The following is a 12,843-nucleotide window of genomic DNA, read 5'->3' as shown; positions in this document are numbered from 1 at the left end:
TTACTCGATGATTTCCGACACGACGCCGGCGCCGACGGTGCGGCCGCCTTCACGGATGGCGAAGCGCAGGCCGTTTTCCATCGCGATCGGCGCGATCAGTTCAACCGTGAACGACACGTTGTCGCCCGGCATCACCATCTCGGTGCCGTCGGCCAGGGTCACGGTGCCGGTCACGTCCGTGGTCCGGAAGTAGAACTGCGGACGGTAGTTCGCGAAGAACGGGGTGTGACGGCCACCTTCCTCTTTGGTGAGGATGTAGGCCTCGGCCTTGAACTTCGTGTGCGGCTTCACCGAACCCGGCTTGCAGAGAACCTGGCCACGCTCGACGCCTTCACGGTCGATACCGCGCAGCAGCGCGCCGATGTTGTCGCCGGCTTCACCGCGATCCAGCAGCTTGCGGAACATTTCCACGCCGGTGCAGGTCGTCTTCTTGGTGTCCTTGATGCCGACGATTTCCAGTTCGTCGCCCACGTTCACCACGCCACGCTCGACACGGCCGGTCACAACGGTACCGCGGCCCGAGATCGAGAACACGTCTTCGATCGGCATCAGGAACGGCTGGTCCACAGCACGCTCGGGGGTCGGGATGTACTCATCGACGGCGGCGAGAAGTTCCTTGATCTTCTCTTCACCGATCTCCGGGTTGTCGCCGTTCATGGCGGCCAGAGCCGAACCCGCGATGATCGGAATGTCGTCGCCCGGGAACTCGTACGAGCTCAGCAGTTCGCGAACTTCCATCTCGACCAGCTCGAGCAGTTCCTCGTCGTCCACCTGGTCGACCTTGTTCAGGAACACGACCAGCGCCGGAACGCCGACCTGACGGGCCAGCAGGATGTGCTCGCGCGTCTGCGGCATCGGGCCGTCAGCGGCGTTCACGACCAGGATCGCGCCGTCCATCTGGGCGGCACCGGTGATCATGTTCTTCACGTAGTCGGCGTGGCCGGGGCAGTCGACGTGTGCGTAGTGACGGTTCTCGGTCTCGTATTCCACGTGAGCGGTCGAGATCGTGATGCCGCGGGCCTTCTCTTCCGGCGCGCCGTCGATCTGGTCATACGCACGGAAGTCACCGAAGTACTTCGTGATGGCCGCCGTCAGCGTCGTCTTGCCATGGTCAACGTGGCCAATCGTGCCGATGTTGACGTGCGGTTTGTTACGTTCAAACTTTTCCTTAGCCATCCTCAGGGCGCCTCGTAGTCAAAGGGGGCACCATGCCCCGGTCCAGTACGCGCGCTGACTTATTGGCTGGACAGCGGAAAATCAAGCGCATCTTCGGTGGAAAGGCGGGCGGGCCGCCTTATTCGTAGGGCGGGCGGAACCAGTCGGGGTTCTCTTCCATCCAGGTTTCGATCTGCTTGGCGGCCTGAGCCGACAGGATCTCGAGCAGACGCTCTTTCGTCGGGAAGGCGCCGGCACCGTTGTAGGCCGAGATCACGCTGATTTCGTGGGCTTCCTCGTTCAGCTTGCGGGCTAGCTGGTCGTCCCACAGCGTCACGGTCATCAGCAGGACCGATTTCAGCGACGGCACCAGCGGTACGCCGGCGTCGAGCGAGGTCAGGAAGTAGGCGTCGACGCTCATGCCAAGGTGGTACAGGCGGTCGCCCTGGTACCGGCCGAACCGGTCGTCGACCGCGCCCTCGATGGCCGCCTGCCATTCCGCCTCGGTCACTTCGATGGAGCCCGGACCGATCGAGGGTTTGCGGGCAACCACGAGATTATGGCCAAGCTTGAAGGCGCCTAGATCGACCGGCTTCTCGTCGAGGTCGCTGCGCGGGTCACAGCCCGCGAGGACAAGCGCCGCCACAAGGAATGCCAGTGTTTTCAAAGCTCGGTGCATGCCGACCCCTCTTGCCTGCGTTCCGACCCGATTATCCCAGCCCGCGGCGCGGTGCAACGCTGCGGCAAGCCCGGACAGGTCGCAGCGGATCAAATCATGCGGATGACCTTGCGGTCGATCGCCAGCATGTAGCCCTTGCGGGCGATGTTCTTCACCAGCATCTCGCTGACCATCTGGTTGCCCAGCGAATCCCGCAGCCGCTTGATCCGCGTGGCGCCGGACGCCTCGTCGCAGTCGGCGGCGTCGCGGCCCGAGATCATCGCCTCGATCTCGGCGCCCGTCAGCACGTCCTCGTCCATCCGGGCCTCGGCCAGCACCGCGAGCGTTTCGATGGCGGCGCCGGTCAGGGTGAACTCGAGGTTATCATTGAGATAGACCTTGTTCTCGTCGCGGCTGATCACCATCGATGATACCTGAAGACCCGAGCGTTCGAACTGGGCAATGCGCCGGTTGAGGGTGGCGATGGTCACAAGAAACACCAGCGCTGCGATCAGCAGCGCGGCGGCGAAGACCAGCAGCACGAACATGATCACCCGGTAGCTCGCCAACACCTCGGAGAAGGCGGCGCCGCTTTCGGCGAGGATGCCCAGAAGCGTGGTCTCGGCGCTCGAATCGGGCGAGGTCAGATCGTATTCAAGAAAAATGCGGTCGACGCGATCCACGAAGGCGGTCGCGGTCGGCAGGTTCATGAAGAGAAGCACCGCGGCGATCGCAAGGATGCCCACGATGGCGGCAAGCCCGAAGGCGACCACCCGGCCGCCGGAGCGCCGGGTGGTTGCGATGTCCTGCCCGTTGTCTGAACGGTTCATAGAGCGAATTTACCCGCCCGGTGTAACCTTGACTATAGCCAAGAGTTGCATGCCCTGGCTGGCCAGGGCGCTCTCGACGATGGGCGTGGCTGCGCCGACGTTGCAGGCATTGTCGGGGACCGACATGCGCGAGTGAACGTATTGGCTGCCCTTCTTCGCCTTGTACTCGACCGTACAGGCCGCCGAGGCGGCGGTGCCGATCAAGGCCAGTGCGAAGGCAAGTATGACGGTGTGCTGTTTCATAGGCTGATCTTTGCCCAGACCCGGCTGGTTATTCAATATCCGCAGGGGTTTCCGGTCTTTGTCATCGGATAACACGGTGGCGGAAAGGCGCTGTCATCGCATAACCGGGAGCCGATATTGCCTGACCGGAACGGGTCGTGGCGAGGTGGTGTTGTCCGCGGGACTGCCGAACGCATTCGGTACCGCAAACACCAGAAAGGACTGTCCGATGACCAAGAAGATTATCGCCACCGCCCTCGCCGCCAGCCTCGCACTGACCGCTGCCACCGTGTCGCCCGCCAGCGCTTTGGACCGCGGCGAAACCACCCGCCTTATCCTTGGCGTGGGTACGCTGTTCGCGCTGGGCCACCTGATTGGCGAAGGCACCAAGAACCGGTCCACCGTGACCCGCAACACCCCGCCGCAGCGCTACACGCCGCCGCGCTACAACAACCCGCCGCAGCGCCACAATCCGCCGCACCAGCGCAACAACGTCGTCCGCGTGCCGTCGCACTGCATCCATGGCCGCGGTGGCAACCGTTGGGTCGACTGGCAGTGCGCCAATCGCGCCGGCTACTGATCAACAGCAATAACCATCGAGCAGAGTGGTCCGGAGCCCCTTCCGGATCATGAAGGGAGAGCGGGTGCCTTTGCGGGGCGCCCGCTCTTTCCTTTTGCGGGGGGCTGGGCCCTTGTTTGCCGCCGCCCGATGGGTTTGATGGGGACATGCCCCGCGCCATTCCAGATTTCTCCCGCGAAGAGGCCGCACTTGCCCGTGGCGCCGTCTTTATCTGTGGTATCGACGAGGTGGGCCGCGGCCCGCTGGCCGGGCCCGTGACCGCCGCCGCCGTGCGGCTGGACCCCGCGCGCATCCCCGACGGCCTGACTGATTCCAAGCAACTGTCTGAGAAAGTGCGGACCCGGCTTGCCGCCGAGCTGGAAGAGTGTGCCGATGTGAGCATCGCGCATGCCTCGGTCGAGGAGATCGATGCGCTGAACATCTTCCATGCCTCGCAACTGGCCATGGTGCGCGCTGCCGAGGGGCTGAGTCGCGCCACGGATCTTGCGCTTGTGGACGGGAAATTCGTGCCGAAGGGCCTGACCTGTCCGGCAGAGGCAATCGTGAAAGGCGACTGCAAATCTCTTTCGATTTCAGCGGCTTCGATTGTGGCAAAAGTTTGTCGAGATCGTGTCATGTGGGATTTGGCGCAACAGCACCCCGGATACGGCTGGGAGCGCAACGCGGGCTACCCGACGAAAGAACACATCGCTGCGCTCCGAAATCTGGGCGTGACCCCACACCATAGGCGTAGTTTCCGACCTGTCCACAATATCTTGTATCAAGAGATTTCTGTAACCCCCTGATTCAATAAAGAATTTGACCGCGATTCGCCTTTGACTCAGACTTGTCCACAACAACATTCAGCGTCGTGGACAAGGCGCGGGGACAGAGGCAGCAATGGTCAAAACGATGAAGGGGGCAGCCGTGGAGTTGCCGCTTAACCAGATAATTGCGGGCGATTGCATCGAGGTGATGCGGTCTTTGCCCGAGGCGTCGGTGGACCTGATCTTTGCGGATCCGCCCTATAACCTGCAGCTCAAGTCAGAGCTGCACCGCCCCGACAACTCTCGTGTGGACGCGGTCGATGACGAGTGGGACCAGTTCTCCAGCTTTGCCGTCTACGACAAGTTCACACGTGACTGGCTTGCCGCCGCCAAGCGGCTGCTGAAGCCGAACGGCGCGATCTGGGTCATCGGCTCCTACCACAACGTGTTCCGTCTGGGTGCCGAGCTTCAGAACCAGGGCTTCTGGATCCTGAACGACGTGGTTTGGCGCAAGTCGAACCCGATGCCGAACTTCCGCGGCAAACGTCTGACCAACGCCCACGAGACGCTGATCTGGGCGTCGAAGGAAGAGGCCAGCAAATACACTTTCAACTACGAGGCGCTGAAGTCGCTGAACGAGGGCATCCAGATGCGCTCGGACTGGGTGCTGCCGATCTGTACCGGACACGAGCGCCTGAAGAACGACAGTGGCGACAAGGCGCATCCGACGCAAAAGCCGGAAAGCCTGCTGCACCGGGTGCTGGTCGGCACGACCAATCCGGGCGACGTGGTGCTTGATCCGTTCTTCGGAACCGGCACCACCGGCGCCGTCGCCAAGATGCTGGGCCGCGAGTTCATCGGCATCGAACGCGAGGCCGCCTATCGCGAGGTCGCGACGAAGCGGCTGGAGAAGGTCCGCAAGTACGACTCTACCGCGCTGGAAGTCAGCCGCGCCAAACGCGCCGAACCGCGTGTTCCCTTCGGCCAGCTGGTCGAGCGCGGCATGCTGCGTCCGGGAGAGGTGCTGGTCAGCCAGAACGGCAAGACGGCCAAGGTGCGCGCCGACGGCACGCTGGTCTCGGCCGAGGCGTCGGGCAGCATCCATCAGGTCGGGGCGGCTTTGGAAGGTGCGCCTTCGTGCAACGGCTGGACCTACTGGAACTTCCGCCGCGAAGGGCAGGTCGTCCCCATCGACGTGCTGCGCCAGCAGATCCGGTCCGAGATGCGCTGACCCGCAAGGTTATCCGAACAACAGAATACACGAACTACCGCCGGTGCCTGTGGCCCACCGCCACGGCACGACTGACCCCGCCGACCTTGTGTCGGCGGGGATTTTTTCTGTTCGGGATGGCTTGTTGGTCAGAAACCGAACGGGCGGTCAGCCGCCCAGTTTCACCAGCGCGTGCCGTTTCTTGCCCGCCGACAGCTTCACCGGAGAGGCCAGCGCGGTTGCATCCAGCATCAGCCCGGCGTCGGTCAGCGGTGCATCGTCGATGCGTGCGCCGTTGTCGGCGATCAGGCGCTTGGCTTCCTTGCCCGACTTCGCGAGGCCCGACTTGACGATCAGTTGCACGATCGAGATGCCGTCCCCGACCTCTTCGGCGGTCAGCGCAAGCGTCGGAAGGTCGTCGCCCACGCCGCCCTTCTCGAACACCTCGCGCGCGGTCGCCTCGGCGGCGGCGGCGGCCTCGGCCCCGTGGCACAGGGTCGTCACAGCGTTCGCCAGCACGATCTTAGCGTCGTTGATCTCGGACCCGCCAAGCGCGGCCAGCCGGTCGCATTCGTCCACCGGGATCTCGGTATAAAGCTTCATGAACCGGCCAACGTCGGCATCGGTGGTGTTGCGCCAGAACTGCCAGAATTCATAGGGTGACAGCATGTCGGCGTTCAGCCACATAGCGCCGCCCTGGCTTTTGCCCATCTTGCGCCCGTCCGAGGTGGTCAGCAGCGGAGTCGTCAGGCCGTAGATCTCGTGATCCAGCACGCGGCGGGTCAGGTCGATGCCGTTGACGATGTTGCCCCACTGGTCCGAGCCGCCCATCTGTAGCAGGCAGCCATACCGGCGGTTCAGCTCAAGAAAGTCGTAGGCCTGCAGGATCATGTAGTTGAATTCGAGGAACGACAGCGATTGCTCGCGGTCGAGGCGCGATTTCACCGACTCGAAAGACAGCATCCGGTTGACCGAGAAATGCCGCCCGATGTCGCGCAGGAACTCGAGGTAGTTCAGATCATCAAGCCACTCGGCGTTGTTCAGCATCAGCGCGTCGCTGTCGGCATCGCCATAGTCGAGGTACTTGGCGAACACCTGCTTCATGCTGGCGATGTTGTCGTCGATCGCCTCGGGCGTCAGCAGCGGGCGCTCGTCCGACCGGAAGGACGGGTCGCCGACCTTCGTGGTGCCGCCGCCCATCAGGGTGATCGGCTTGTGGCCGCATTTCTGGAACCAGCGCAGCAGCATGATGTTCAGCAGGTGACCTACGTGCAGCGACTGCGCGGTGGCGTCATAGCCGATATAAGCGGGGACCGTACCCGAGATCAGGGCCTCGTCGAGGCTTTGAAGATCGGTGCAATCGGCGAGGAAACCCCGCTCGATGATCACACCCAGGAAATCGGATTTCGGGTGGTAGGTCATTGCGTTTCGGTCCAGTGTTTCATGTGCGGCGCACTTGTACGCGCCAAGGGGGCAAAGGGGAAGGCATGAAGATCACCGCTCCGGTCTGGGTGCTTGGCACGATGTCGGGCACCTCGCTTGACGGCGTGGATGCGGCGATGGTCCTGACCGACGGGCAGCGGGTGAAGGCGTTCGGCGAGAGCCGATATCGCGCCTATTCCGACGCCGAGCGCGCCGTCCTGCGCGCCGCGCTGGGGATGTGGCCCGGCACCCCCGAGGTCGAGGCGGCGGCCGAGGTGGTCGAGACGGCGCATGCCGAACTGATGGCGCAGTTTCCGCAGGCCGAGTTGATCGCTTTCCACGGCCAGACGCTGGCGCACGACCCGCGCGGGCGCGGCACGCATCAGGCCGGGAACGGCGCGCTGCTGGCCGAGGTGCTGGGCAAGACCGTCGTTTGGGACTTCCGGTCCACCGATGTCGAGATGGGCGGCGAGGGCGCGCCGCTGGCGCCGTTCTATCACTTCGCCTGCGCCCGCCACATCGGCGCGCGCGAGCCGCTGGCGTTCCTGAACCTCGGGGGCGTGGGCAACGTGACGTGGGTCGACCCGGCGCAGCCCGGCCCCGATGTGCCGGGCGCCTGTCTTGCCTTCGATACCGGCCCCGCCAATGCTCCGCTGAACGACCTGATGCAGGCCCGGCGCGGGCTGGATCGCGACGAGGACGGCGCCTTGTCGGCTTCCGGTACGGTGGACGAGGGCGTCGTGGCTCGGTTCCTCGAACATCGCTATTTCTTGCGGATGCCGCCGAAATCGCTGGACCGGAACGACTTCCCTGACCTCGCGGGCGCTGTCGCGGACCTGTCCGACGCCGATGCCGCAGCGACGCTGGTGGCCTGCACGGTTGCGGCGGTCGCGCGGGGGATGGAGCATTGCCCCTCGCCGCCGTCGCAACTGCTGATCGCCGGTGGCGGACGGTACAACGGCGCGATGATGGCAGGGCTGGCCAAGGCGTTGCCCTGCCCGGTGGAACCGGTCGAGGCCGCAGGGCTGGATGGCGACATGCTGGAGGCGCAGGCGTTCGCCTATCTCGCCGCCCGCGTCGCGCGCGGTATGCCCACCAGCGCGCCCGGCACGACCGGGGTCGCCGCGCCGGTCGGTGGTGGCAAGATCAGCCGGGGCGACGAATAGGCGTCAGCCCTTTTTCAGCGAGGCCCGGATCGCGCTGCCGTGCTGGTCGAGCTTCGGCGAGGGCGCATCCAGCTTCGCCTCGGCGTCGGAGAACCGGAACGGTGGGCGCACCGAGGGCACGCCGTCCAGCGACATCTCAAGTCCGCGCGCCTGCACCTGCGGATCGGCGAAGACCTCGGCCATGTCGTTGATCGGCCCGGCGGGGATGCCTTTCGCCTCGCACCCTGCCAGCAGATCGGCCTTCGTCCACTTCGCCGTCTCTGCCATCAGCAAAGGCACCAGCACGTCGCGGTTCTCCACGCGGCCCGCGTTCGTGGCGTAGGGGGCGCCCGCGAGGTTCGTGACCCCCAGCAACTCGCAGAACCGGACGTATTGCGAGTCGTTGCCGACCGCGATGATGATGAAGCCGTCCGAGCAGTCGAACACCTGATAGGGGACGAGGTTCGGATGCGCGTTCCCCAACCGCACAGGCGCGATGCCCGTGGTCAGGTAGTTCATCGCCTGGTTCGCGGTGACCGCCGTCGCCACGTCCATCAGCGCCATGTCGATCCACTGACCCTTGCCGGTCGCGTGCCGTTGGTGAACGGCGGCGAGGATCGCGGTCGCGGCGTACATGCCGGTGAACACATCGGTGATCGCGACGCCGGTCTTTTGCGGCTGGCCGTCGGGTTCGCCGGTGATCGACATCAGTCCGGACATGCCTTGGATGATATAGTCATAGCCGGCGCGATGGGCATAAGGACCGTCCTGCCCGAAACCGGTGATCGAGCAATAGATCAACCCGGGGTTCAGTGCGGACAGGCTGGCATAGTCCAGACCGTATTTCACCAGCCCGCCGACCTTGAAGTTCTCGATCACCACGTCGGCGTCGGCCACCAGGGCGCGCACGGTTTCCTGACCCTCGGGGGTACGGAAATCGACGGCAATCGACTGTTTGCCCCGGTTGCAGCCATGGAAGTAACTGGCCGTCCGGTCGCCGTCGCGCTCGACGAAGGGCGGGCCCCAGCGGCGGGTATCGTCGCCTTCGGGGCTTTCGACCTTGATGACTTCCGCGCCAAGGTCGGACAGGCATTGGCCGGCCCAGGGGCCGGCCAGGATACGGGCGAGTTCGACGACCCGAAGGCCGTCCAGTGGTGCCGTCATCGCCGGATCATTCCGCCGGCAGCTTCTCGTCCAGCGCCGCGGCGAAGTCGTCGTAGTTCATGTTCGAGTACTTCTGCCCGTCGATGATGAACGACGGCGTCGAAGAGATGTCGTCCGCCTCGCGGTTCTGCTCGTACAGCGTCACCATGGCCTGCGCCATCTCGGCGTCCTGCAGGCATTCGTCGACCATGTCGGCCGACAGACCTGCGGTGCGGCCGATCTTCGACAGGTTGTCCGCGATGCCCGCGGGCGTGTCGGCGTTCAGCCAGTCGGACTGCTGCTCGAACACCATGTCCATGATCGCGAAGTAGCGCTTCTGCGACGCCTCAAGCTGTGCCGGATCGGCATCGGCACCGCGCGGCGCGCCGCAACGTGCCAGCATCCCGGCCCACAGGCCGAAGCGGTCGAAATACACTTCGCGGTAGATGAAGCGGACCTTGCCGGTGTCGATGTAGTTCTCTTTCAACTGGTCCAGCACGGTCAGGTGGAAGTTCTTGCAGTGCGGGCAGGTGGCCGAGGCGTACTCGATCACCGTGACCGGCGCATCGGGATCGCCAAGCGCCATCTCGGTCACGATCGAGGTGTCGACCTCGCCCTCTTGCGCCTGCGCCGCGCCAAAGGCGGTCAGTTCGGAACTGGAATTGCCGGTGGGCCAGAATACGGTGGCGCCGGCGGCCAGCACGAGGGCGGCGGCGAAGGGAAGGATCTTGTTCATCAGGGTCCTCGGTCAGTCTTTCTGTCGGGAGAGTACATTGGCGCCAAGCGCTTCAAGCGCGCGGCGCAGGGAATCGTCGGCGACGCTGGCGCTTGCCTCTGCGGCGCGCTGGCGAAGTTCGGGGGCGGGTTCGGGCTTTGGCTTTGCGGGGGCAGGGGCGAAAGCCGCCTGTCCCTCGGCAAAGCCGGTCGGCGCCGTTTGTGTGATCTTCAGCCGCGAGATCGCTGAATAGCCATAGCAGGCGTTCACCCGCTCGCGGATCTGGTCTTTCTGCATTTCCAGCATCGGGGCCTGCGCGCCGGTGGTCAGAACGGTAAGCGTCGCGCCAAACCCGCCGCGGCCATAGCTTACGTTGACCGGACGGCAGATCGCGGCGACATCCGCGCCCACGATTTCGGCCCAGTGGGTCAGCACACGCGACACGGCAAAGCCGCGTTTCTCGCCGACCTCGCGGATGCGCGTCGACAACAGGCCCGAGGCGCGCTCGAACCCGCGCTTGCGGCGGGGCGCCTTTCCGGACGGTCCTGTGGTCATCTCTGGCACTCCTCGGTCACGGCGCTATCCTAACGGGCGCGCCATGCGTGACGCCAGCCGAAAGCCTGCCGGGGAGCCATAAAGATTGCGTGACGAACAGCTCAGCCGTGTCCTGCTGGATTGGTACGACCGGCATGCCCGCGTGATGCCGTGGCGTGTCGGCCCGGCCGAGCGGCGCGAGGGCGTTCGGCCCGATCCCTATGCGGTCTGGATGTCCGAGGTCATGCTTCAACAGACCACCGTCGCCGCGGTGAGGGATTATTTCCACCGCTTCATGGCGCGCTGGCCCACGGTTCAGGCGCTGGCCGCCGCCGAGGACGGCGACGTGATGGCGGAATGGGCCGGGCTTGGCTATTACGCCCGCGCGCGGAACCTGCTGAAATGCGCCCGCGCGGTTGCGTCCGAGCATGGTGGCCGTTTTCCCGGCACGCGCGAAGGGCTGCTGACGCTGCCGGGCATCGGGCCGTACACCGCCTCGGCCATCGCCGCGATCGCCTTCGACGAACCGGCTGCCGTGGTCGATGGCAACGTCGAGCGGGTGATGGCGCGGCTGCACCTCGTCGAAACGCCGCTGCCCGCCGCGAAGCCGGAACTGACGGAACTGACGGCCAGGCTGACGCCCAGCGACCGGCCCGGCGACTATGCGCAGGCGGTGATGGATCTTGGTGCGACGGTCTGCACGCCCAAGTCGCCCGCCTGCGGTATCTGCCCGTGGATCGAGCCCTGCGCCGCCCGCGCCGAGGGGATGCAGGCCACGCTGCCGCGCAAGTCCCCGAAGAAGGCCAAGCCGACGCGGCTGGGCTATGCCTATCTTGCGCGCCGCACGGACGGGGCGTGGCTGCTGGAGCGGCGGCCGGATCGGGGCCTGCTGGGCGGCATGCTGGGCTGGCCCGGCAGCGAGTGGAACGACGATCCTGCCGAGGCTCCGCCGCTTGACGCCAAATGGCGCGATGTCGGCGCCGAGGTGCGGCACACGTTCACACATTTTCACCTTCGGCTTGCCCTGCGCGTGGCCGAGGTGCCCGAAGGCATTCGCGCCGACCGGGGCGCGTTTGTTCCCCGTGCCGAGTTCCGCCCCGCTGCGCTGCCTACGGTCATGCGCAAGGCCCACGACCTCGCCGTCACGGCGCTGGACTGAGCCCGCCACACCGCACCGCACCGCACACTCGCGGCTCGGGGTAGGCCAACCAAGCACTCCCTCCCCCCAAACAGGGGGGAGGACAGGAGGGGGCCACCACCGAAGCACCCCCCGATTGCCCCCCAATTACACCCCGGATATGCTCCACGGGAACCCGACCCCGGAGCCACCCGGCATGTCCTCTGCCCGCACCATCGGCGACCTACGCAGCGCGCTGCCGTTCTGGCTGTCGCTGGCGCTTGTCCCCCTGATCGCCGTCGCGGCGACGCAGGGCGGCTGGGCGCTGATCCTGCCGCCGCTGGGGACGTGGTGGCTGTACGGTGTCCTTGACGCGGTCATCGGGCTGAACGAGGAAAACCCCGACACCGAAACCGACGAGAGCCAGCTGTTCTGGTATCGGCTGATCACGATGATCTGGTTCCCGATCCAGGCCTGCGTGATCTACGGGGCGATCTGGTACGCCACCCACACCGGCCACCTTGCCACGTGGGAGAAGCTGGTGCTGTTCTTCGACGTGGGCATCATCTCGGGCACCGTCGGGATCGTCTATGCCCACGAGTTGTTGCACCAGAAGAACCGCGTCGAGCGCTGGCTGGGCGACCTGCTTCTGGCGACGGTGCTGTACAGCCATTTCCGAACCGAGCACCTGCTGGTCCATCACCGCCATGTGGGCACCCCGGCGGACGCGGTGACGGCAAAGTACAACGAGGGTTTCCACCGCTTCTTTTTTCGGGTGCTGGCCGAGTGCCCCGGCTCTGCATGGCGGGCCGAGAAACGGATGCTCGCCCGCAAGGGACTTGGGCCGCTGCACCGCTCGAACCCGTTCTGGCGCTATGCCGTCCTGCAACTGGCGGCGCTGGCGCTGGCGGTTGCGATTGGCGGCCTGGCGGGGCTGGGCCTTTTCCTGATGCAGGCGATCTCGGCGATCTGGCAGCTGGAACTGACCAACTACGTCGAACACTACGGGCTGACGCGGAAACACCTTGGCGGCGGTAAATACGAGCACGTGCTGCCCCGCCATTCGTGGAACGCGTCGCACAAGGCGTCGAACTGGCTGCTGATCAACCTGCAACGGCACTCTGACCACCACTACAAACCGTCGCGCCGCTTTCCGCTGTTGCAGACCTATACCGAGGAGGAAGCGCCGCAGCTGCCTTTCGGCTATCCGGTGATGGCGATGGTCGCGATGGTCCCGCCGGTGTGGCGCCGCGTGATGAACCCGAAAGTCCGCGACTGGCGCAGGCGGTTCTATCCCGAGATCGAAGACTGGACGCCCTACAAACAGGGCACCAACCCGGCCCCGGCCTGACCGGACCAGACCAGC

The 12,843-nt window shown here is 65.3% G+C and carries 14 protein-coding genes; 6 read left to right on the top strand and 8 right to left on the bottom strand.

What is annotated here, in order from left to right:
- The 4 genes from tuf to ACP156_RS20630 all read right to left on the bottom strand — a co-directional run bounded on the left by tuf (window position 1) and on the right by ACP156_RS20630 (window position 2,886).
- Window positions 1–1,176: an elongation factor Tu gene (tuf, locus tag ACP156_RS20645; RefSeq protein ID WP_425051883.1), complete on the bottom strand. Its 1,176-nt coding sequence runs from the start codon at window positions 1,174–1,176 to the stop codon at window positions 1–3.
- Between the two features lie 118 nt (window positions 1,177–1,294).
- Window positions 1,295–1,834 (bottom strand): hypothetical protein, encoded by a 540-nt coding sequence (locus tag ACP156_RS20640; protein WP_425053269.1) that lies wholly within the window; start codon window positions 1,832–1,834, stop codon window positions 1,295–1,297.
- An 89-nt stretch (window positions 1,835–1,923) separates the two neighbouring features.
- Complete coding sequence (locus tag ACP156_RS20635) at window positions 1,924–2,643, bottom strand: hypothetical protein (protein ID WP_425053268.1); 720 nt, start codon at window positions 2,641–2,643, stop codon at window positions 1,924–1,926.
- A 9-nt stretch (window positions 2,644–2,652) separates the two neighbouring features.
- The gene (locus ACP156_RS20630; RefSeq protein ID WP_425053267.1) at window positions 2,653–2,886 is read right to left on the bottom strand and encodes a hypothetical protein; all 234 of its coding nucleotides are present in this window, start codon (window positions 2,884–2,886) and stop codon (window positions 2,653–2,655) included.
- Window positions 2,887–3,094: 208 nt separating this feature from the next.
- Between ACP156_RS20630 and ACP156_RS20625 the strand changes: the two genes are divergently transcribed.
- The 3 genes from ACP156_RS20625 (at window position 3,095) to ACP156_RS20615 (ending at window position 5,422) form a co-directional block, all read left to right on the top strand.
- On the top strand, window positions 3,095–3,445 hold the full coding sequence (locus ACP156_RS20625) for a hypothetical protein (RefSeq protein ID WP_425053266.1): 351 nt from the start codon (window positions 3,095–3,097) through the stop codon (window positions 3,443–3,445).
- 146 nt (window positions 3,446–3,591) lie between these two features.
- Window positions 3,592–4,230, top strand: a complete 639-nt coding sequence (locus tag ACP156_RS20620) for a ribonuclease HII (RefSeq protein ID WP_425053265.1) — start codon at window positions 3,592–3,594, stop codon at window positions 4,228–4,230.
- Window positions 4,231–4,324: 94 nt separating this feature from the next.
- Entirely contained in the window at window positions 4,325–5,422 is a 1,098-nt protein-coding gene (locus ACP156_RS20615) for a site-specific DNA-methyltransferase (protein WP_425053264.1), read from the top strand.
- A gap of 147 nt (window positions 5,423–5,569) precedes the next feature.
- On the opposite strand, the gene tyrS is transcribed toward ACP156_RS20615, so the two are convergent.
- Window positions 5,570–6,823 (bottom strand): tyrosine--tRNA ligase, encoded by a 1,254-nt coding sequence (gene tyrS, locus ACP156_RS20610; protein ID WP_425053263.1) that lies wholly within the window; start codon window positions 6,821–6,823, stop codon window positions 5,570–5,572.
- Between the two features lie 65 nt (window positions 6,824–6,888).
- On the opposite strand from tyrS, the gene ACP156_RS20605 reads away from it, so the two are divergent.
- Window positions 6,889–7,989 (top strand): anhydro-N-acetylmuramic acid kinase, encoded by a 1,101-nt coding sequence (locus tag ACP156_RS20605; RefSeq protein ID WP_425053262.1) that lies wholly within the window; start codon window positions 6,889–6,891, stop codon window positions 7,987–7,989.
- A 3-nt stretch (window positions 7,990–7,992) separates the two neighbouring features.
- Here ACP156_RS20605 and ACP156_RS20600 read toward each other — a convergent pair whose 3' ends face one another.
- The 3 genes from ACP156_RS20600 to ACP156_RS20590 are packed head-to-tail and all read right to left on the bottom strand — an operon-like array spanning window position 7,993 to window position 10,381.
- Window positions 7,993–9,132 (bottom strand): CaiB/BaiF CoA transferase family protein, encoded by a 1,140-nt coding sequence (locus ACP156_RS20600; RefSeq protein ID WP_425053261.1) that lies wholly within the window; start codon window positions 9,130–9,132, stop codon window positions 7,993–7,995.
- A gap of 7 nt (window positions 9,133–9,139) precedes the next feature.
- Window positions 9,140–9,847: a DsbA family protein gene (locus ACP156_RS20595; protein WP_425053260.1), complete on the bottom strand. Its 708-nt coding sequence runs from the start codon at window positions 9,845–9,847 to the stop codon at window positions 9,140–9,142.
- 12 nt (window positions 9,848–9,859) lie between these two features.
- Entirely contained in the window at window positions 9,860–10,381 is a 522-nt protein-coding gene (locus ACP156_RS20590; protein ID WP_425053259.1) for a DUF721 domain-containing protein, read from the bottom strand.
- Between the two features lie 85 nt (window positions 10,382–10,466).
- Here ACP156_RS20590 and mutY point away from each other — a divergent pair, with 85 nt between their 5' ends.
- The gene (gene mutY / locus ACP156_RS20585) at window positions 10,467–11,519 is read left to right on the top strand and encodes an A/G-specific adenine glycosylase (RefSeq protein WP_425053258.1); all 1,053 of its coding nucleotides are present in this window, start codon (window positions 10,467–10,469) and stop codon (window positions 11,517–11,519) included.
- A gap of 175 nt (window positions 11,520–11,694) precedes the next feature.
- On the top strand, window positions 11,695–12,828 hold the full coding sequence (locus ACP156_RS20580) for an alkane 1-monooxygenase (protein ID WP_425053257.1): 1,134 nt from the start codon (window positions 11,695–11,697) through the stop codon (window positions 12,826–12,828).
- Window positions 12,829–12,843 lie beyond the last annotated feature (15 nt).

This window comes from Psychromarinibacter sp. S121 (assembly GCF_049801035.1).
GTDB lineage: Bacteria > Pseudomonadota > Alphaproteobacteria > Rhodobacterales > Rhodobacteraceae > Psychromarinibacter.
Note: the sequence above shows the minus strand (reverse complement) of the source record. Positions and strands in the feature narration are given on the sequence as shown.